Raw genomic sequence first — 20,066 nt, 5'->3', positions numbered from 1 at the left:
CTCTAACGGCAGTATTTTTTTATCCTGTCGTTCAGAGCATCACGTCGTTGACGCTTTTTCTGCATTGCTTCAAGGCTGGTTGAACCATAAGGTTTGGCACTGAACAGGCGCAGATCGTAGCGCGCTTTTTCACATTTAGCCGCACGTTGCTGCGCCTGCTTCTGTTCTTTTTCCTGCGCCAGACGCTGAGCTTTGCGTCTGGCTTTATCCGCCTTTTCTTCTGCCCGGTAATCCCGCCCTTCTGTCAGCGGACGTCCCTCCCGCCCGGCCTCATCCGGTTCATACCGATTCAGCGGTTCAAGCTCTAAGGTTTCGGCATGTTGCTGTGATGGCGGACGGTCAGAAAACTGTAGCCGTCCCTGCTCATCCACCCAGCGATAAATATCAGCCTGTGCAGACAGACTGTTTAACAGCAATAAAGCGATCAGATAGTGAAAACTCATCCTTGAGTCCTCCGTCAGAAAATTACATCTGCGCCACCAGATTACGCACCAGCAGCTGCACGCTCTGGCGTCCGCGGAATTCATTAACATCCAGCTGAAACACACAATGCGCCCACTCCGCCTGTGGTTGCGGCCAGACTTTGGGGTCGATATTAAACCAGATAGCATCCAGTGCCAGATCCGAGCCTTTGGGCTGCAGCACCAGCTTCAGATGACGTTCGCCAACGATACGCTGCTGCACTAAACGGAAATCGCCACTGAACAACGGCTCAGGAAATGCCTGCCCCCAGGGCCCGCCCCAGCGCAGCAGCTGCGCCAGCTCAAGGCTGAATTCCGCCGGGCTCAGCTCACCATCGGTTTCAATCCGCTGCTGTAACTGCGCCTCACTCAGATGACGACAACAGACCTCATCAAATAAACGCGAGAACTCTGCCAGCCCTTCAGCATGCAGGGTCAGCCCTGCCGCCATCGCATGACCACCAAATTTTTTCATCAGATGTGGCGCGCGTTTATCAACCTCATCCAGTGCATCACGCATGTGCAAACCGGGAATCGAACGCGCCGAGCCTTTCAGCATGCCCTGTTCATCCGCTGCCAGGGCAATGACCGGGCGGTGTACTTTTTCTTTGATGCGCGACGCCAGAATGCCAATCACACCCTGATGCCAGTCCGGCTGAAACAGACACAATCCGGTAGGCAGGTTGTCGTCCGCCTCAAAACGGCTTAAATACTGTAAGGCTTCCGCCTGCATGCCCTGCTCGATTTCACGCCGGTCACGGTTCATCTCATCCAGCGTCTGTGCCAGCTGCGACGCCCGTCCGGCATCATCACTCAGCAGGCATTCAATCCCCAGCGACATATCGTCCAGCCGGCCGGCGGCATTCAGACGCGGGCCTATAGCAAAACCAAAATCGGCAGCAATAATGCGCGACGGCTCACGCCCGGCAACCTGCAACAGCGCCAGAATGCCTGCACTGGCATGCCCGGCACGGATACGGCGTAAGCCCTGCTCCACCAGAATGCGATTGTTGTAATCGAGCGGGACAACGTCGGCGACAGTCGCCAGCGCCACCAGATCCAGCAACTGCGCCATATTCGGCGCTGGTTGCGGCAATTGCCCCAGCTCAGCCAGACGCGCGCGCAGCGCCAGCATCAGATAAAACACCACCGTACAGCCACAGGCCGCTTTGCTGGGAAACTCACAGCCCGGCTGATTTGGGTTAACAATGGCCGCCGCCTCCGGCAAAGTTGCTCCCGCCAGATGGTGATCCGTCACCAACACCGGAACTCCGGCCGCCTGTGCAAGCTGAATCCCCTCATGGGAGGCAATACCATTATCCACCGTCATGATCAGATCCGGTTTCATCGGCAATGCCACCTGCACCAGTTCCGGTGACAGGCCATAGCCAAAATCGAAGCGGTTAGGCACCAGATAATCCAGATGGCGCGCTCCCAGCAAGCGCAAAGCACGAATCGCCAACGCCGTGCTGCTGGCGCCATCGACATCAAAGTCTCCGACCACCAGCAAACGCTTCTGCTGCGTCACCACCGGCAATAACAGCTCCACCGCAGCGGTGACACCTTTCAGCAAAGAAAATGGCAGCAGCCCCTGCAGGCTGAGCTCGAGCTGTGAAGCTTCGGCTATACCACGGGCAGAATAAACGCGCTGCAAAACAGGGTGCACTCCGGGTAACTGCAACCCGGCAGAGAAAGGACGCTGACTGATCTGAACCATGAATTATCGTCTGAGAAAAGAGGTGAACCTGCGTGCATAAGCACGGATACCGAACTGAGACCGGCAGTTTAACAGCCCCGGCTTTTCCTGTCCGGCTGGCAGCGGGATAAAGGAGCCGCTATTCCTGCGGTCTTACCCGAACAAAACGGGCAAAACGAGGTAAACCGTGCTCAGTCAGACCGTTATAAGAGAACGTTACCTGCGCACCAAGCGGTGGTGGCGAAAAACGTTCATCATCACTGAAGCCGGTTCCCAGGCGGAATTCGCGGCCATCGGCGGTACGTACAATCAATGCCCCCAGCGCCCCACGATATTTGCCTTCGCCGGCGACATAGCCAACAACTTCGGCTTCATCGTCCTGACTCAGCTTCATTTTTAATAAGTCATCACTGCGCGCTACCTGATACAACGACTGACTGCGGCGCAGCATCAAGCCTTCTCCACCGGCAGCAGTAATGATCTGCAGTTTTTTTTCCAGTTCCTGCTCGCTGCTGACTTTACTCTGGTCGAGCACTTTAAGCTGCGGGTTGGACTGTTGTGCTACCAGTGTGCGCAGTACCCACAGCCGCTCAGTAAAAGGGGCTGCCATTTGTGGCAGATCAAAGACCATGTATTTTACTTTCATCCAGTCATCGTCATTTGCATGATGACGTCTGACCAGACCACTGACAAAAGAGAACTGCCCGCGACCAGCCCATAATTCGCCGTCCAACGGATTTTTAGGTAACGCGGAAAGGAACCAGGCGGGCGCATTAATCGGTCGGCCACTGCGGGTTAATAATTGCTGACCATTCCAGTATGCACGGACACCATCAAGCTTTTCACTGACATAATACTGGCTGACGTCGATGCCTTTGCTGTACACCTTGGCCAGCATCAACGGTGGCGGGATCAGCTCCGAAGCCATCAGCAGCTGTGGCCAGAACCCGACCAGCAGCAACATCAGCAGCGCAATTACATTATCCATGGCCAGTCCTCCCTGAACACACCATTGGTCTTTGCCGACAATCCAGTCAATCAAGCAATTGCTTCAGCCAAATACCAGCATTTACTGTAATTTTCACACTTTCAGACGAGTCTGCCCTGCTTTCATCTGTCTGCGGGCTGTGCGCTTGACAGAATAACGCTGAACGCTAATCCTTGAGCCTCCTTAATGTACATCAATATTATGCAATTTTATTTACTCGGCCTTGGCAGCAATATCGACCCGGAACAGCATCTGTTAAAAGCACGTGAAGCACTCTCGTCTCTTGGCGTGATTTGTGCGGAATCAGCGATACTGAGAAGTGCTCCGGTCGGCGATACTTTTCATTTTGAATTTAAAAATCAATTGCTGATTCTGTCGTCAGAATTATTACCCGGACCGCTGAAGCAACGACTGCAGAAAATTGAAGTGGATCTTGGCCGTGAGCCTAAAAATCCATCGCGCAAAGTCAAAGACCGCACAATAGATATTGATATTTTATACACCGCAGCGACAGAAACCGACTGCCGCCACGCAATTCTGGAAGAGAGCTACTACCGCGAATTACAGCAATTGTGGAATCAGGAAGAAAACGTCTGATCGTAGCGGTTGGCAACAAAGCGCCCGCCATCGACGCGCATCACCGTACCGGTTACCGCCTCAGCCTGCAGTAAATAATCGCAGGCACGGACAATTGCACCATAACCCAACTCTTCACCGATCAGCGATTGCGACAGCACTTTTTTCCGGTACGCCTCATCATGCTCAGGTAAAAACTGAATCGGCCCGGGCTGAATAACATTCACCCGCACCCTGCCCGCCAGACGCTGCGCCATGCTCAGGGCAAAATTCTGTAATCCGGCTTTTGCGGCGCAATAAGCGGAAAAACGCTGGTTGGGAATATCGGCATAAATATCACTGATACACACCATTGATGCGCCCGGATTCCACGCGCTGCTCAGCGCTTCGGTAATCAGCGCCGGTGCCAGTACATGAACGCGCTGGTGCATTTCATGATGGGCAATCAGATCACTTGCGGCGGCATCGGGGACAAAGCAGGAAGCATTATGAATAACCGCATCAAAATTACCCAGCGCCGGTAATTTCAGAGCCAGCTGACGGATATCCTCACGGTCTGCCAGATTCGCCCGTACACTGGCCAGTGCCGCATGATCGGCTAATTCATTTGCGCTGTTGTAGTGCGCAACAACCTGCCAGCCCTGCGCCAGATAATGTTCGGCCAGTACCTTTCCCAGCCGCCGCCCGGCACCGGTAATCAGAATACGTTTGCTCATGACTTTTCCACGCGCAGAAACAATAAAGCCGGTACGTTAACCGGCTTTATTGCAGCTGTCACGGATGAGTGAAATTACTCTGCGTGCAGTACACGTTCATGACTGAAGTGCGCCCTGACTTTTTCCGCATCGTTAAAGGGTAAATTGCGGTTTTTACGTGACAGCCACAGCTGAATACCGTCGTCATAATGTGACGACGCCGGATTACCGGACTGCCCACCGGCGACAATCAGATTCAGCGGTTCTGGCTGACTGAAATCGACGATCATACGCATTGCCGGAATATTCCAGACTTCATAATCCGAGCCCAAATCGTAGCCTGCCACATTCAGCGTATTACGGTTACCACCAGCCGGATACGGTCCGCGGTCGGTATAATCCGCCAGACTTTCCACCGCAGCGGCTTTCAGGCCGGAGAGAAATGGCAGCATATGGGTGGTTTCGGTTTGCCAGTGATAAAACGCCAGATCTCCCCAGCGCCACTGGCTGTCATCCTCACCTAACTGTTGCTGCAGATAAGGCCAGGTCGCCGCCAGTGCGCGGGCAATAATCTGCCCCGGCAGTTCGGTCTCGGCACTGTTAATATCATCCCAGAACGGTGCCCAGCCCCCGCCCTGTGTACGCCCAAGTAAATGATCCTGATAACCGGAATAGGCACGGCCATTCATTGCCAGAAATGCCTGCCAGAGCTGGCCGTCTTCAGGCCCCAGTTCATCCATAAAAATCGCGCGGATCAGATTATGCTCAAAGCCACCCCACACCGCTGCGCTGCGTGAGCCTTGCGCCATGTCGCCGTCAAAGCTGCGGATAATCTGCAGCACGTTCTCAGCATCAGCCTGCTGTGCCTGTGGTAAAGCTGCAATGCCATCGCGGATCATATTTCGCCACGCTTCAGTCCCCCAGAGCTGCTGCACCTTGGCAACCAGAATATCGCGCCGGTCAGCCTGCATGGCTTCCATGCTGGCATAGTCGTGGCCAGCCTCCTGCTGCGTCAGCATTTGCATAATGCGCTCGGAACGTTCCGGGTAATACCAGGAGCTGGTCAGACGCGGGCTGTAATCGGCTGCCACCGTGCGGTTATTACCTGTACCTAAATAACCGCTTTGCGGGTTACGTGAACGCGGTGTATCGGCCCCACCCCAGTAACCCTGCCAGTCGTACTCGCCGCTCCAGCCAGGGCTCGGAAAATGGCCGCTGCCGGCTTTGCGTTTGGGGTAATTACCCGTGACCTGCCAAGCCACATTATCTTTGTCGCCATAAATCACGTTCAGGTGAATAAAGCCGACACCATTTAATGCCTGCTCGGCCTCATCCATGGTTTTGGCTTTACCCAGATTAAAAAAGGAGTCGATAGTGTTATCCGGAAATTGCGCCGTCCAGCTTAATGCCAGACCGAATTCCGAGCTGGCAGGGATGGCGATCATTTCGTGTTTGGGTTTGCCCTTAATCGCCGCATTCAGCAACGGGCCATGGCGTGTGGACTGCACTTCAATAGTGACCGGTTCTGCACCTTTAACCTGAATGGTTTCGCTGCGGCTGCTGACCGGATACCACTGCCCCTGATACAGATATTCGGTTTTGCCATCGCGCTCGCGTAATTTCTCCAGAAACACATCCTGGGTATCCGCCATCACCATGGTTTCACCCCAGCCGATATGGCCGTTGTAACCGGCAACCAGCGCCGGTATTCCCGGTAAGGTAATGCCCACGCCGCTGTATTCCGGGCTTTTCACGCCCATCAGAATCCAGGTTGACGGATGCGATAACAACAGGTGGGTATCGTTGGCGACCAGTGTCGCGCCGGCGGCGGTTTTATCTTTATGTACGCCCCAGTTATTGGAGGCGGCAATGCCCTGACCGTTAATCCGCTTCAGCTTCTGCTCAACCGCAGCCAGATAGCTGAGCTGCTCTTTAAGGGCAGCCACAGAGCTTTCCGTGCCGGATAAATCCACACCGGCAAGTTTATTGGCTTCTGCCACATCAATGGGTTCATCCGGATAAATAGGCGCCAGATACGCCGCTTTTTCCACGCCCAGTTTTTCTGCCAGCTGCAGAAAGCCCAGCTCTTCGTGCAGATTAAAACCCACCCCCAGATTGAGCATCACAAACAATCCCAGCGTGTTGGCGGGCTGCCAGGCTTCCGGCTGATAATCGTTGATGGTCAGCTCAAGCGGCTGACGATCACGGTGGCTGTTAATGTAAGCGTTAACTCCGGCGGCAAAGCCTGTGAGGTGCTGTTTCAGCTCCGGGCTTAATGCGGCATAGCGTTCTTCAATAATCTGCGGAATACCCAGGGTGCGCATGTAGATATCCATATCCAGCGCGATATCACCGGTCATCTCCGCCAGACGGCCACGCGCCAGCAGATTCATCGATACCATCTGCGCCAGACGGTCTTCTGCCATGGCATAGCCGATGCCGAAGGTCAGATCCTGCAGGCTTTGCGCTTCAATAAAGGGCACGCCGTATTCATCGCGGCGAATGCTGACATCTTCCTGCAGACCACGAACCTGAACCACACCCACAGAAGGATCAAGATTGCGTTCGCTGATCCAGTCAAATACCTGGCCGCAACCCGCTAATAAAGTGGAAGCTGCCAGAAGCGGCAGAAACAAGGCCTGACGCAGACCCATGTGCTGTTTGTACTTTTTATTATTCACAGAGATACCCGTGCCGCAGTTGCGACTCATAAGAAAAGGTGAGAACGCAGCGGATTATGGCGGGCAGGCCAACAGGCGAACAGGGACTTTTGTGCCAAACGGACACGGAATGACAGGCAATAAAAAAGCCCGTATGCGAACATACAGGCTTTTTATCAATTTTGGTTGCGGGAGCAGGATGGTTATGAGAATTACGACTAGAGATCACTATGAATATTCTTAAACTACACTAAACCAGCTAAATAGCCATTTTAGATCACTTTAAAGCCCTGGCAATTTCAGGTACAACTACATCCCAGAACGTCATTTATGGATTTTGGTGGCACACGGAACTCGCGACTCAGGCCGCCATTCATGACCCTAGGGACACGGTTTTGGGCACAGAATCTCTCGCTAACAGCAGATCAAACAGACCATCACCCGCACCCTACGCAGAGCATGTCAGGGAACATCTGATCCCCTATTTCCAATGGGCCGATCGCCACAATCTGCTGACAGAAGCTCTGCTCGTCCATCATCTGTTAGGGCTGAACAGCACAAAAAGTACGTCATGCAACATGACCACTCTGTCGGCAGAGTTCTCTCATCCGGAGTCACGTTCGATTCTGAATCACTGGCTCGACGAGCCGGTGGTGGGTGCATTGGTGCGATTCGCTGATGCAGTCAGAAGTGACACTGCAATCCAAGAGCAATTTCCTGCGGTGGGCCATCTGGGTTCAACACAAAAAAATCGTGATGAGTTCAAACATCCGTCCCAACACACGCTGCTGTTACTGATCAATCCGTTACATCACTCCACAGATCCGGACATCACGAGACTGCGTCGTCAATTCCGGCTATGGCTGACCGTTCAGGATGCCATTCGTCTGGTGGATCATGGGTACCACGGTGATCAGAAACTCGTTCCATTGATTAAATCATACGTTCTCGGTAGTGAGGACGGCGACAAATGGTCAGTTATTGATTCACTGCTAGCGCGCGCACAGATCGAGGCGAGGCGTTTCGAGAACACCTTGCAAGGGTTCAATTTTGCTCTGAAGTCAGCCGCTGAATTCCAGCAAGCCAATAGGAGTCAGCCGTCCGGTAAAACTGAGAACGATTTTCTCCATCGGGTGTTGGCGGTGGCTGCCGGCGAACTGCATCGTCCGGAGGCAACACCCGGCTCAATCCAGACAAAGCCTCCTAATATTCTGGCCAGGTTACGCCAGCAACCCATCCTGCAATGGCTGACGGCTCCCAGTAATGACGACACTCCGGTAGAGATTCCACTGGCAGAACCGCCATCAGCCTATGCGGATACCCCCGACGACGAATCCGATCCGTTATTGCTGGTTCCGGTCGAACCACGCGCCAGCCACGCCCGTAAAACGTTGTCGGTGAACAGTGTGTATTTGCAGACGGCTGCTGCGGCTCATTACCTGCCGTGGGAATGGGAAACACCATTACCGGTTGAACGTGATGCGCTGCAGCAATGGATCAGCACAACACTGAGCTCAACGCAGACGGTCGATGCACTGGGTGCCGCCGTCTGCTGGCTGGCGTGCTATACCAGTCGCTCATTACGACTGACGCTGGGATTCTGCATTCAGGATGAACCGGCTGATGAATGGGCCATCAGTCCCGATGGTCGCCGGTTGCATAAACGGGTCACACGCCGTCAGAACGCCTGGCGTCCGGATGATGCTCAACGAGAGCTGGTTGCTCCGTTTATGGATGTGCTGGCGTTTGAGCTACCGCCGCCCGTGACTGAGGCACTGACACACGCAGGCCTGGTGGGTTCAGCACAGTACCATTCTCTGCAGGATGCCTGGATCGCATTAGCGGACGAGCTGGCTGTGGATGTGTGGTTTAACCAGGTTATGCCGCCCCCCTTGCAACGTCTGACGGGCGGTAAATTGCTGGGTTTCAATGCGCTGACTGTTTTTGAGCACACCGGCGATCATTATCTGGCCCGGATAATGAGTGCTCACCCACGTTCGGGATTACCGGGAGCCTGTGGCTATTCCGCCTGGGACATTAAAGCCATTGAACGCGGTATCGATTTAACGCCAACCGACTCATTACGCGATGCACCAACGGATACTCATGTGCTCGGCAGCCTGCTGGCGGCTCAGGAGCCGTTATTGGTGGATGCCATTGAGCAAGCCAACCAGGTGTTGCACCAGCCTCCCGACTCACTGGCACAGGCACACAACCGCATCGCGATCTATGTGGGCACTGCGCTGTATGCTGCGACCGGCAGCCGTTATCTGAGCGATCCGTTCGAACAACCGGGCTGGCTTGATCCGGAGCGGGGTTTTGCATTTATTAACGATAAATCCGATGACGCCAGCCACGATGGCCGGATAGTACCGCTGCCTGCGGGTATATCTGCATTAGTAAAACAGTATCTGGCACACCTGCAGCAACTGGCCGAGACGCTGACAGATCGCAGGCCCTTACTGGCTCAGGCGATTCAGCACCTGCTCAGCGGTACCGCGGCTGAGCTGCCGCTGTTTTTTACACTCAGCGAGAAGCTGTGCTGGTACAGCATGAATGCAAGCGAAGTACCTGGGGCCGATTTGTTTGCCTGGCCATTGCCTAAAAACCTGTTTCGTCACCGCTATGCGCAACAGCTGCAACGGCTACAGGTACATCCGGAGGTGATCGATGGCTGGATGGGGCATTCAGAGCGCCATGCCCAAACCTGGGGCGACCGTTCACCCCGCTGCTGGATAGATGATGTTAAACAGTACCGCGATGCCATTGAGCAGGCATTCAATGCGCTGCCGTTTTTAACCGAACTGCCAACCACGGCGATACCCGATTATTCAGCGGTGGCAGATGGAATATCCGTTGATACTCCTGAGCTCAGAACGCGTCGGCTCTTTGGTGCAGAACAGCGTAAGCGACAACGCCGCATCGCACTAAACAACGCGATTAAAACAGCGGGTGCTGAAATTGATGACTTAGCCAAGCAGAGGCCTCTTTCAGACTTGGGCGCCGATGAGATCCAGCGACTGATCGGACAAATGCTCTCGGGCAAACAGCAGATCGGCCACCATTTTGCGGCAGTGCGGTTAAATGTACTGCGTAAGCGGCTGGCGAAAGATGGCGGCGATCATCAGTTCTTATTAAAACGCTATCCAGTACCGGTCTTGCGGGAACCCAACCCCCTGAAGCCCAGTGTCATAAAAAGTCTCGGTTTGTTGCCGCGACTGCTGGAATGGGCGCAGGGCATCACCAATAACAGCACGAAAACAGGTCGAAGCGATGCCGCCGTACTGGGTGGATTATTGCTGGCGATCAAGAAGCGCGTCGGCTACGAGCGCTTGCTGAACGATGTGATGCAGGGTTTGAATTTCCGCATCGTTCAGCATAAGCGGCGCAATTATCTGGAATATTCTGAAGAACTGGAACAGGACAACCTGCACGCGCCCGTCCAACGTCATGAAGTGAGCTACCAGGTGGCCAGCCTATTGGCGTGGGGCCAGGCTGGCAAAAGCCAGCCGGATCCGCAGACTGGCGGCCAGCATTCTGCCGTGCTCGAATTAAAGTCCGTGCTGGGATTGCCGGCTGACACCGAGATAACAACCGTCGTCAGCGCTGTGGCAACGGTCGTTAATCAGGTCAATCTGATCACTCTGCCGGGCATGGTAGCCGCAGTGTTGAGCGGTCGGATTTTAAGCTGCAGCTTACCCATGCAGGACCAGATCCGACTGGAAGGCAAAAAGCCGGTGGCCATCCGTGCTGAGGCTAATGATATTGAGGACAACAGCGCCACAGATCCGGAATTGTTCGTTCTGAGCGGGCGCTATGCAACATCCGATAACGACGCGCTGAAAGAGCACGCCAAACAATTCAAACGAGCCATTCATGACTGCATCAGTCGCTATACGACATCTGACGCGCGCCGCATAGCCGATGAGATTCAGGCAATAACCAAACAATTCGAAGGCAAGATCAGCACCGCCATGCTGCTGTTGGGCCATTGGCTATGTCATGTGATTCGACGAGGAAAAGGGCGAGGTAAGCGATTCCAGCCATTGGCGCTGTCCAGCATCAGTACCTATTTCGGCACTCTGAGCATGCCGTTTCTGGAGTTGGCATTCGATGTCGACCTGCTGTCACTGGATGAGGACGAGATCACCGATCTGTACCGCAGCATGCTGGAGTTCAAACGCATCCGTGATAATCAGATCGGTTATCTGGGCGACCGGCTGTACAGTTTTCATCGGGTCGCCCGTAAAGCTGGGGTAATCGATCCCGATTGGGCTGAATTATCGCTGGGCGATGAACAGCGACGGGTTCGGCCAGGGTTAATAACCGAGGCCGATTATCTGCACAGTCTGTCGCTGATCAAACAGCAATACCCAGAGGATGATCAGTGGTTGCTGCTGAGTTTTGTGCTGATGGCCTGCTACCGTTTTGGACTGCGCAGAAATGAAGCCTGCTTTTTATTGCGCAAAGACTGGTGCCAGAACGAAACACAACACTGGATTCTGGTGCGTAACAATCGCTACCGCCGGTTAAAAAATGATGGCAGTCGTCGGGCCATACCGTTGTTATTTGCGTTGGTCCCGAAAGAAATTGAGATTCTGGACCGTATCATGGCGCGCTATGACGCCATCGCAGGACAGAATCGTAATCAGCCCATTCTGTGTGATCTGGTAAGCGGGAAAATCCAGCCCAGCTTTTTAATGGAACTGATTTCTCCCGCCCTGATCCGGGTGATCAGAGAAGCAACCGGCAATCCCACTCTGGTGCTGCACCATGCCCGGCATACGTTTCATAACCGCATGGCGAGTGTGCTGCTGGGGATTGGCACACCGGCGGCGGATAAACTGATGGACGGGTTGGATGTGGAAGGAATACAGCGATGCGTGTTGGGGGATCAGCATGATCTTTCCCGTCGTTCCTCGATGGCGCTGGCGCGTCTTATGGGGCATCAGCACGTCACAACCGGCATGATGAGTTACAACCACCTGTTACTGGACTGGGCTGATCGAGTGGTGCCGGCTGCATCACTCCGGACACGAACCATCCCCGGTGCATGGCAGACAGATCGGTATGAAAAATACCAGTCACCGGTTCAGAAAACGCCGCATAGCCTGACCTTTGAGCCGCCGACGCTGCTGAACCTGTTAAAAATGCTGCGTCTGGTATCGGTTGGGCGATCGTTCACACAAGCCGGGGCGGCATTGGGATTAAATCCGCAGCTGGTCACCGCAACGGAGGTGGTATTCTTTAATGCCAACCGTAAAATGTGGTTTAACAAACGCGGGGAGGATGCACGCATTACCGGTGAGAATCACCCCCATGCGTTGCTGCATTATATCAACCACGATGCCTGGACTCGCATGCTGGATAAAGCAGCCGCTGTGACAGCTGACGTTTTGTCAGAGATAGAGTGCGCGCCCAATCTGGATACGCTGCCATCGCTGGTCGGCCGCCAACGGCAACTGCTGATGGCCTCGCAAGAGCATTATCCGCTGGTGAAAGCCGCACTCAGGATGTTTGAGGTAAATCCTCAGCACTACAGCGTGGCGGCCGCCAACGACAATGAAAAAATAACCCGGCAACTGACCGAGCAAGGCTTCGTGGTGAAACCCATCGATAAGGCTTCATCCGCCAACACCCGATTAATACCGGATCCGTTCGAGATTATTGAAGACGGAGAATGCATCGGCACCCGCAGCCAATATGGGGTACTGATGATCCACAGGAATGACCAGGGCTGCCTGCGCAACAGCAATGAGCTGGCGGTGGCATTTTTGAGTGTGGGGGTTTGCATCGAATATAGGAAATAAGACATTTCATATCTGAATGAGACGTAGACTGGCAGCATAAGATCAGAGATTTAGTGCTTTATCAAACCGTCCATGAAAACGGGGTAGAACCCATCCATTCGGAGACAAGATCATGTCATTACTACGCGTAGCTGGCTCACTCATGGGCCTGTTTTTTCTGGTATTCCTAACTGGCTGTGACACTTCAGATCCGACGAGTGCGCCTTCCTCCCCAGATAGAGGGGGTCTGGAGATTACCGCCAGCACGGAAACTACATTTCTGACGGTCTATAAAAGCCCAACCTGTGGGTGTTGCAAGGAGTGGATCAGTCACATAGAAAGAGCGGGCTTTACCACTGAAACACGTCATCCGGCGAATCTTGAACGCTTTAAGGATCAGCACGGCATCGCGACCAATTTGCGTTCCTGCCACACGGCCGTCTCCCCAGGGGGCTACGTGTTTGAAGGCCATATTCCGGCCCGCTACATCCAACAGTTTCTGGATAATCCTCCTGCCGATGCAATTGGCCTGAGCGTGCCCGGCATGCCGGTGGGCAGCCCCGGGATGGAAGTGGGCGATAAGTTCATACCGTATCAGGTGTTGTTATTGAAGCACGATGGCAGCACCGAGGTATTCGCTCGTGTGGAACAGCAGACACACCAATATCAAGAAGGAACACTATGAAAGGAGTTAATGCCATTCTCCATCAAGCACGCCGACTGCACGCATCAATATGGCTTAAACATTACAACATCGTCATCTTGGGGTCATGTTTGTGACAGACATAAGCGACTAACCTCGGAGGTACTAAATGGGTAAAACTTTTTAGCCACGCACTTCCCCCTATCAGCGACAACTCAAAAAGGAGTCCGCTATGAAAATCCGTTTTTTACGCGTCCTGGTGCTTGGAACAGCCATCCTGTGGCTTGCAGGCTGCGCCAATAGCCCCTTCTATCACGGCCAAATCATGAGAGGCCAGGTAGTTCAGTCTACGGCGTCCGATGTGGTGGTATGTGTAGGTAAACGCGACGGTGCCGAACCTGGGCAGCTGTTGAGTGCGTACCGGATAGTATTTGCAGAAGGTGTTGTTGAAGAAGGGGCGTCGAACGTTCGCCGAGTGCCGGTAGGCAAGGTGAAAATTGTAAATATCATTGATGATCACTTCGCAAAAGCGCGTGTTATTGAAGGTGACATTGCAAAAAATGACATCGTAGAGCTTCAAAAATAGCGGACGAGATATAATGCATATCGCCCGGTTGTTAGTGGCATCCGCAGAGGCGCGAGTCCCTCTTATTCTGTAACTGAGCCAGCGGCCTGCAAATCAAAATCGCATTTTACTGGCGAAAAGCTTGTATCAAATCAACTTGGCCCTGGCTCGAATTGATTAATCTGCGGCGGATCATTTACAGCTATCAATTAGGTTGGTTTACAACGCAATTTTGGAGACATCAATGAATAAGATCATTACAGCGTTAGCTTTAACAACTATTTTCGCCATGCCGGCCTTTTCCCAAAGCGGACATACCCCCAGTAAGCCCGATACGCAGGCAGGTGGCATGACGACGCAGCCCACTCAAATGCCCGACCTGCAGTCCCAAATGGAAAAAATGAAAGGTCTAATGGAGCGCATCCGATCAGAACAGAATCCTGAAATCCGCGAAAAGCTTATGCAGGAGCACATGACAGCCATGGAGCACGGCATGCAGATGATGAGTGAGAATATGAAAAATGATTCTCAAAAAGACACAATGAACGCGGAAAAACGTATGGACATGATGAGTGATCGCATGGACATGATGCATAAAATGATGGAACAAATGATGGGTCAGATGAAAGGTGGTATGGGTATGTCTGGTGGCCATATGTAAGCCTCCTTGCTCACTTCGCTGACATTTGCGCGAAGGCAACAAGCGCAAAAGTAAAGCAGGTACATAACTGTCATTGCACTCAATAGAAACAGGTTTTTTACATGCCGGGTTATCCAGCGTAATTTTTCATCAAAACGGAGATAAACATATGAAATTTTCTAAATTGTTTTTCAATCTGATTGTGGCAACAGCTCTGGTAATTTCTTTCCAGACTCAGGCTCAGGCGCAAACTCAACCTGCCGAAGAACCTATCATGGAACTGCTGAACAGCATGGCTGACAAGCCAGAAGATCATAAGGCGATTGCCGACTATTACCGAAAAAAGGCCGGTGAGGCGCGAGAAGAGGCCAGTCTGCATGAGAAAATGAAAGGCAAATATCGCCATAGTCACGCTCAAATGAAGGGTATGGATGCCGGAAAATCCACACAAAAACATTGTGAACGTGTCATCAAGCTTCAGCAATCTGTAGCCGAAGAGTACGATGCCTTGGCTGAGTTGCATGAAAAATCCGCCAAGCAGTAAGTAATTGCTTAAGAAAAAATGCTAACTGCCTTTGCCTGCACGCTACCGGAAAGGCAGTTTACATTACTGCCCGAGCTCGCAAACCGACCAGTAATATCATCATCGCTATATAACGTTTACTGAAGCCGGAACCCAAACCTCATGGCTTATTGCAAAAAACATACGTCATATTGGGAAGTATCCAGCTCTCTAAACCTGAATAGGTGGTTACCTTTGGCCGCGCTCCAACGCTTTTCCGAACTATTACAGCGGGCGGCGATATACCTGGTCGTAGCAACTGTTTTTTTGTCCGGCCCCATTCAGGCTCAGGTCTCCCCGGAGGATCATCAAGCTCATCACCCAGACGTAGCGGCCCCACCACCACAACCCACACTAGCTTCTCCGGTTGTCGGAAAAAGTACCGGCATGATGGAAGGCATGGGTGAGATGATGCGCCAAATGGGTGTACCTCCCCCGAAAGAGATTTATCCATCACTCATGACGTTGTCTGATCTTCCGCCCGAAAAACGGGCGGAGGTGGAAGCCGCTGCCCATGAACGTATGGCCAGTGGCACGGCACTGATGACCGACGGGCTCACCCGCCTCGCCGATTCTGCATCCTCCAATGATTATGAACTGATGCAACAGGCCGTGAGCCTGCTGCATGAAGGTATGGCCCAATTCGAGAGTGGGCTGGCGGCTCATCAGGTGTTGCTCGGCACCGACGATCCGCAGACCGTTGCGCTGGACTGGTTCCGGCGCGAAATGGAACTGCCTTTGCCAAACCCGCCTGTTGCAAACACGGGGGTCATGGGTATGACCTGGTTCCATTTCTGGATCATGCTCAGCTCGGCGGCACTCATCGCCAGTTTCTTTTGGTTGTACATACTCAAGATGCGCCGAGCTTCGCAGCTCCTGAGCAGTTTAGCAGTGCCAACGCAGCAGTCTTCACCCCTGCCGCCGCCAACCCGACTTCCTCGGTCTGCTGAGACTTCCGCGCCTGGACGACACTGGTCTGGTCAGTTGCGCGTCAATCGTATTTTCCAGGAGACCGGCGACGTCAAAACGTTCCGGCTCGTGAATCCGGTCGGAGGGATGCTGCCTTTCGATTACCTGCCCGGGCAATTCATCACAGTCACAGTGCCACACGGTGAAGCAACTGTTCGCCGTGGCTATACGATCGCCTCTTCGCCGACACAACGGGATTACATCGAAATCACTGTCAAACATGCGCCTGAGGGTGTGGTGTCCGGTTATCTCCATTCCGAGATCCACGAAGGTAGCTTGCTGGATCTCTCGGGACCGGCCGGTTCGTTTGTTTTCACAGGCCGGGAATGCAAATGCATTGTTCTGATCGCCGGAGGTGTTGGCATCACCCCACTTATGAGTGTATTGCGCTATCTTCTGGATCGTAGTTGGGAAGGTGACATTTTCCTGGTTTATGGTTGCCGTGCACCAGAGGACATCATTTTTCGAGAAGAACTGGAGTATTTGAGGCGCCGTCACACCAATCTTCAGGTGGTCATTACAGTATCGCAAAGCGGGGCGGAAAAATGGGCTGGCCCTCAGGGGCGCATCACCAAAGAGTTGCTGGCCGAGTCAATCCCGGATTTGCCGTCACGCTATATCCATATTTGCGGTCCTGTCCCAATGATGGAGGCGACGAAGCAGATTCTCTCAGAACTTGGCATACCTAAAGACCGCATTAAAACAGAGGCATTCGGTCCAGCTCTTGGCAAACAGGAACGCTTGCCGAGCGCTGATCAGAAGACCGCAGGCCCCAGTTCTCCCAAGCCTGGGCTTCCCACGGTTACCTTCACGGATTCGGACAGAGCGGGACCCCTTCCTCCTGATAAAGTTGTGCTCGATGTGGCTGAAGAATTGGGCGTGGACATCGATTACTCCTGCCGCGCCGGCATATGTGGGGTTTGCCGGGTAGAGCTACTTGCTGGTGAAGTTAGCATGGACGTTGAAGACGGCCTGGAGCCGGGGGATAAGGAAAAAAACCTAATATTGGCCTGCCAAGCCAAAGCCAATTGCGACATTTCGGTAAAGGCATGAAAGAACGCGAACGGTTTATCGTCACAGCACTTGTCCTGCTGTTGCTGGCTTTCTGGTTGGGATTCCTTTTCCATCGCTCGCCCCGCTTTCCTGTTAGTGCTATCGGTGGGGTGCTTGGTGTGTCGGGAGCGGTGCTGATGCTGATTCCGCTGGCCTACCTCATCGTAAAACGCATCAAAATCCTGAACCGGTGGGTTACGAGGTTCGTGTCGATGCGAACATTGTTAACCTGGCATATTTATGCCGGTGTGCTGGGACCCATTCTCGTCATATTCCATTCCAGCCACAAATTCGATAGTGCATTGGGTATCGCACTCACCGTCATGACCCTGATTGTTGTCCTCAGCGGGTTTGTTGGTCGCTACCTGTTGACTCGCCTCTCCGACACCATCCGTGAGAAAAAAGAAACCCTTACCCAACTGGAAATCAGTTACCGCCAAGTGGCTGCGGAATTGGTCGGAGATCCGGGACATGCCGCGATGCTGCGTTCATTTACAGGGCTTTTCACACGCTGGATTGCCAATAAGCTGATTCTGAGAAATCAGCTGGGACAAGAAAGCCCTCCACCGATGCGGGCGCTTGCACTGGTGGATGCCATGGCAGAGATTGAGTATGCAGTGAAGATGCACCAATGGTTCAAATCCGCCTTCCAGTGGTGGCTGCGCTTTCACATTACCATTGCTTTTGTTCTGTACCTGCTGCTGGCTCTGCATGTATGGGCAGGTATTTACTTCGGTTTACGGTGGTTTACATGAAGCTTTGGCCACATTTTTTAGTCGCGCTAGTTGTCATGGGTGCCCTGTCAATGTGGGTCTATTACGGTGGTGCGCATCCTGGCGGCAAGGCCTCGGGCCTACTTGATAAAATAACCTGGCAACGCATGGCAAACCCCGGTCCGCTGACGGGTGGTCATGCTTTCCTCGAGCACGACTGCGCTGCTTGTCATACGTCAGTCAAAGGTGTAGAGGCAAACAATTGTATCGTCTGCCACGCCAACAATAAGGCCTTGCTGGGGACACAGTCCACCGCTTTTCACGCAGATATCGGTAGTTGTAGCAGTTGCCATGTAGAGCATCTGGGGAATAATCAGCGCCCAATAAAAATGGATCATAAGGTGCTGGCCAAAATTGGCCGACAGCGTTTGCCACCCAAAGAGCACGAGCGGATCGGAAATCTGGCAGCACCGCATAAAGGAATATCCGTGCTCGAAACCCCTTTAGACTGCGCCAACTGCCACAGCAACGAAGAGCCGCATCGCAACCTCTTTGGCGCCGACTGCGTCATCTGCCACTCAACCGCCGCATGGACCGTACCCGAGTTCCAACATCCGGCAGCGACGTCGACAGAGTGCGCGCAATGTCATCAAGCCCCGCCGAGTCATTACATGGAACATTTCAAGATGGTGTCTATGAAAGTATCGGGTGTGATGCACGCCGACGTCTCTCAATGCTTTCTCTGCCATAAAACCAACAGTTGGAATGACATCAAGAACGTCGGTTGGTACAAACATCACTAACATCCGGAGGACGGAATGGAAACGTTGCTACATCTTGCCATGTTGATCCTGGAAGGGATTGGCGGCTTGATTATTGCCTGTGCTGCAGCACTGTCATCATTTGATCTTGTACGCACTTGGTTCAATAAAGGGCTACGGGAAGATATCGAACCACTCCGACTGCAATTCGGTCAACGTCTGGTATTGGCGTTGGAATTTCTCGTTGCGGCGGACATTCTTGCCACGTTGCATACCCCCACGCTGGAGGGCATTGCTTTGTTGGGCTTGGTGATTGTCGTGAGAACTGTACTGAGTCTGAGTATTGCGTATGAATTGCGACACGCATTTTGCTCCGTTCCCGGACGCAATAAAGATGAATCAGGCCCACCGGAGTCGGAACGAGAAGATTCCGGACGCACTACTTCGTCTGCAGGAAAGCGCTGACGCCCAACAACAGTTGCAGGCTACCGTTAAGCAAGGCCGCTTTTTCTTTCTCAGCAAGCCCTCTACCAACAACAGCGTACAGACTCACGGAATACGCCAGCACATCGGCCAGCATATCCAGGGAGTCCGCCACCAAATCACTCGAACGTGCCAACCGGTAATCCCCCCAGAAAACAACGGTGATCAAAAGTAGAATTTTCCGTAAGCTACACGCAGGGAGATTCTGCAATGAAGAAATCACGTTTTTCCGACAGCCAAATCCTGTCAGTCCTCAAGCAAGCTGAAAATGGCATTCCGGTGCCAGAACTGTGCCGTGAGCACGGAATCAGTAGCGCGACTTTTTATAAATGGCGTGCAAAGTTTGGCGGTATGGATGCCTCCATGATGGCTCGTCTGAAGGAGCTGGAAGAGGAAAACCGGCGTCTGAAGAAGATGTATGCGGAGGAACGGCTGAAAGCTGACATCCTCAAGGAAGCCATCGAAAAAAAGTGGTAAAGCCGTCTCGTCGTCGAGAGATGGCGCAGAAAGCTGTTGCTGAAAATGGGATTAGCATCCGTCTGGCTTGCTGGATCTTCAGCATCAGCGAAACTTGCTATCGCTACCAGGCGAAACTGAGCGACGAGAATGTTGAAATTGCCGACTGGCTGATCCGCCTCACGCATAACCAAAAGAACTGGGGTTTTGGTCTGTGTTACCTGCATTTGCGCAACGTAAAGGGCTTTTCATGGAACCACAAACGGGTCTACCGGATATATCGTGAGCTAGAACTGAATTTACGCATCAAACCCAGAAAGCGGCTGGTGCGTGAAAAACCAGAACCCCTGGCTGTC

The 20,066-nt window shown here is 53.1% G+C and carries 16 protein-coding genes and 1 pseudogene; 11 read left to right on the top strand and 6 right to left on the bottom strand.

Annotated features, from left to right (window positions below; translation table 11 throughout):
* Window positions 1–2: 2 nt before the first annotated feature.
* From LGT44_RS13135 to LGT44_RS13125, 3 genes are all read right to left on the bottom strand, one after another.
* A complete protein-coding gene (locus tag LGT44_RS13135; protein WP_230332515.1) occupies window positions 3–443 on the bottom strand; it encodes a DUF4124 domain-containing protein in 441 nt (146 codons plus the stop codon).
* Between the two features lie 22 nt (window positions 444–465).
* A complete protein-coding gene (gene recJ / locus LGT44_RS13130; RefSeq protein ID WP_230332516.1) occupies window positions 466–2,178 on the bottom strand; it encodes a single-stranded-DNA-specific exonuclease RecJ in 1,713 nt (570 codons plus the stop codon).
* Window positions 2,179–2,296: 118 nt separating this feature from the next.
* Window positions 2,297–3,145: a DNA ligase gene (locus LGT44_RS13125; protein ID WP_145470082.1), complete on the bottom strand. Its 849-nt coding sequence runs from the start codon at window positions 3,143–3,145 to the stop codon at window positions 2,297–2,299.
* 186 nt (window positions 3,146–3,331) lie between these two features.
* Here LGT44_RS13125 and folK point away from each other — a divergent pair, with 186 nt between their 5' ends.
* Window positions 3,332–3,742 (top strand): 2-amino-4-hydroxy-6-hydroxymethyldihydropteridine diphosphokinase, encoded by a 411-nt coding sequence (folK, locus tag LGT44_RS13120; RefSeq protein ID WP_230332517.1) that lies wholly within the window; start codon window positions 3,332–3,334, stop codon window positions 3,740–3,742.
* On the opposite strand, the gene LGT44_RS13115 is transcribed toward folK, so the two are convergent.
* Both LGT44_RS13115 and LGT44_RS13110 read right to left on the bottom strand, forming a co-directional pair.
* Window positions 3,724–4,437 (bottom strand): SDR family oxidoreductase, encoded by a 714-nt coding sequence (locus LGT44_RS13115; protein ID WP_230332518.1) that lies wholly within the window; start codon window positions 4,435–4,437, stop codon window positions 3,724–3,726. The genes folK and LGT44_RS13115 overlap by 19 nt on opposite strands.
* Before the next feature lie 74 nt (window positions 4,438–4,511).
* Window positions 4,512–7,097, bottom strand: a complete 2,586-nt coding sequence (locus LGT44_RS13110) for a penicillin acylase family protein (RefSeq protein ID WP_230332519.1) — start codon at window positions 7,095–7,097, stop codon at window positions 4,512–4,514.
* Window positions 7,098–7,654: 557 nt separating this feature from the next.
* On the opposite strand from LGT44_RS13110, the gene LGT44_RS13105 reads away from it, so the two are divergent.
* The 9 genes from LGT44_RS13105 (at window position 7,655) to LGT44_RS13065 (ending at window position 19,236) form a co-directional block, all read left to right on the top strand.
* A complete protein-coding gene (locus LGT44_RS13105) occupies window positions 7,655–12,886 on the top strand; it encodes a site-specific integrase (protein WP_230332520.1) in 5,232 nt (1,743 codons plus the stop codon).
* Window positions 12,887–12,998: 112 nt separating this feature from the next.
* Complete coding sequence (locus LGT44_RS13100; RefSeq protein WP_226070197.1) at window positions 12,999–13,550, top strand: DUF411 domain-containing protein; 552 nt, start codon at window positions 12,999–13,001, stop codon at window positions 13,548–13,550.
* Window positions 13,551–13,740: 190 nt separating this feature from the next.
* Window positions 13,741–14,094, top strand: a complete 354-nt coding sequence (locus LGT44_RS13095) for a hypothetical protein (RefSeq protein ID WP_230332521.1) — start codon at window positions 13,741–13,743, stop codon at window positions 14,092–14,094.
* Between the two features lie 223 nt (window positions 14,095–14,317).
* On the top strand, window positions 14,318–14,734 hold the full coding sequence (locus tag LGT44_RS13090) for a hypothetical protein (protein ID WP_230332522.1): 417 nt from the start codon (window positions 14,318–14,320) through the stop codon (window positions 14,732–14,734).
* A gap of 148 nt (window positions 14,735–14,882) precedes the next feature.
* Window positions 14,883–15,257: a hypothetical protein gene (locus tag LGT44_RS13085; protein ID WP_230332523.1), complete on the top strand. Its 375-nt coding sequence runs from the start codon at window positions 14,883–14,885 to the stop codon at window positions 15,255–15,257.
* A 141-nt stretch (window positions 15,258–15,398) separates the two neighbouring features.
* Complete coding sequence (locus tag LGT44_RS13080) at window positions 15,399–17,297, top strand: 2Fe-2S iron-sulfur cluster-binding protein (protein ID WP_230332524.1); 1,899 nt, start codon at window positions 15,399–15,401, stop codon at window positions 17,295–17,297.
* The gene (locus tag LGT44_RS13075; protein WP_230332525.1) at window positions 17,294–18,052 is read left to right on the top strand and encodes a hypothetical protein; all 759 of its coding nucleotides are present in this window, start codon (window positions 17,294–17,296) and stop codon (window positions 18,050–18,052) included. The genes LGT44_RS13080 and LGT44_RS13075 overlap by 4 nt, the downstream gene beginning before the upstream one ends.
* On the top strand, window positions 18,049–18,813 hold the full coding sequence (locus LGT44_RS13070; RefSeq protein WP_230332526.1) for a cytochrome C: 765 nt from the start codon (window positions 18,049–18,051) through the stop codon (window positions 18,811–18,813). The genes LGT44_RS13075 and LGT44_RS13070 overlap by 4 nt, the downstream gene beginning before the upstream one ends.
* 15 nt (window positions 18,814–18,828) lie before the next feature.
* Window positions 18,829–19,236 (top strand): DUF1622 domain-containing protein, encoded by a 408-nt coding sequence (locus tag LGT44_RS13065; protein ID WP_226070211.1) that lies wholly within the window; start codon window positions 18,829–18,831, stop codon window positions 19,234–19,236.
* On the opposite strand, the gene LGT44_RS13060 is transcribed toward LGT44_RS13065, so the two are convergent.
* Window positions 19,211–19,423, bottom strand: coding sequence for a hypothetical protein (locus LGT44_RS13060; RefSeq protein WP_230332527.1), 213 nt, complete (start codon window positions 19,421–19,423; stop codon window positions 19,211–19,213). The two genes, LGT44_RS13065 and LGT44_RS13060, sit on opposite strands and share 26 nt — an antisense overlap.
* A gap of 41 nt (window positions 19,424–19,464) precedes the next feature.
* Between LGT44_RS13060 and LGT44_RS13055 the strand changes: the two are divergent.
* Window positions 19,465–20,066 (top strand): annotated as a pseudogene (locus LGT44_RS13055) (transposase); the annotation flags it as partial.

The sequence above is a fragment of the Thalassolituus alkanivorans genome, assembly GCF_020447205.1.
In the GTDB taxonomy this organism is placed as follows: Bacteria; Pseudomonadota; Gammaproteobacteria; order Pseudomonadales; family Oceanobacteraceae; genus Venatoribacter; species Venatoribacter alkanivorans.
The sequence above is the reverse complement of the archived record's forward strand: the minus strand, read 5'-3'. Positions and strand labels throughout refer to the sequence as shown.

Bases quoted from the DNA above. Each gene is read 5' to 3' on its own strand.
- LGT44_RS13135 (WP_230332515.1), bottom strand. From the start codon at position 443: ATGAGTTTTCACTATCTGATCGCTTTATTGCTGTTAAACAGTCTGTCT.
- recJ (WP_230332516.1), bottom strand. From the start codon at position 2,178: ATGGTTCAGATCAGTCAGCGTCCTTTCTCTGCCGGGTTGCAGTTACCC.
- LGT44_RS13125 (WP_145470082.1), bottom strand. From the start codon at position 3,145: ATGGATAATGTAATTGCGCTGCTGATGTTGCTGCTGGTCGGGTTCTGG.
- folK (WP_230332517.1), top strand. From the start codon at position 3,332: ATGTACATCAATATTATGCAATTTTATTTACTCGGCCTTGGCAGCAAT.
- LGT44_RS13115 (WP_230332518.1), bottom strand. From the start codon at position 4,437: ATGAGCAAACGTATTCTGATTACCGGTGCCGGGCGGCGGCTGGGAAAG.
- LGT44_RS13105 (WP_230332520.1), top strand. From the start codon at position 7,655: ATGACCACTCTGTCGGCAGAGTTCTCTCATCCGGAGTCACGTTCGATT.
- LGT44_RS13100 (WP_226070197.1), top strand. From the start codon at position 12,999: ATGTCATTACTACGCGTAGCTGGCTCACTCATGGGCCTGTTTTTTCTG.
- LGT44_RS13095 (WP_230332521.1), top strand. From the start codon at position 13,741: ATGAAAATCCGTTTTTTACGCGTCCTGGTGCTTGGAACAGCCATCCTG.
- LGT44_RS13090 (WP_230332522.1), top strand. From the start codon at position 14,318: ATGAATAAGATCATTACAGCGTTAGCTTTAACAACTATTTTCGCCATG.
- LGT44_RS13085 (WP_230332523.1), top strand. From the start codon at position 14,883: ATGAAATTTTCTAAATTGTTTTTCAATCTGATTGTGGCAACAGCTCTG.
- LGT44_RS13080 (WP_230332524.1), top strand. From the start codon at position 15,399: ATGGCTTATTGCAAAAAACATACGTCATATTGGGAAGTATCCAGCTCT.
- LGT44_RS13075 (WP_230332525.1), top strand. From the start codon at position 17,294: ATGAAAGAACGCGAACGGTTTATCGTCACAGCACTTGTCCTGCTGTTG.
- LGT44_RS13070 (WP_230332526.1), top strand. From the start codon at position 18,049: ATGAAGCTTTGGCCACATTTTTTAGTCGCGCTAGTTGTCATGGGTGCC.
- LGT44_RS13065 (WP_226070211.1), top strand. From the start codon at position 18,829: ATGGAAACGTTGCTACATCTTGCCATGTTGATCCTGGAAGGGATTGGC.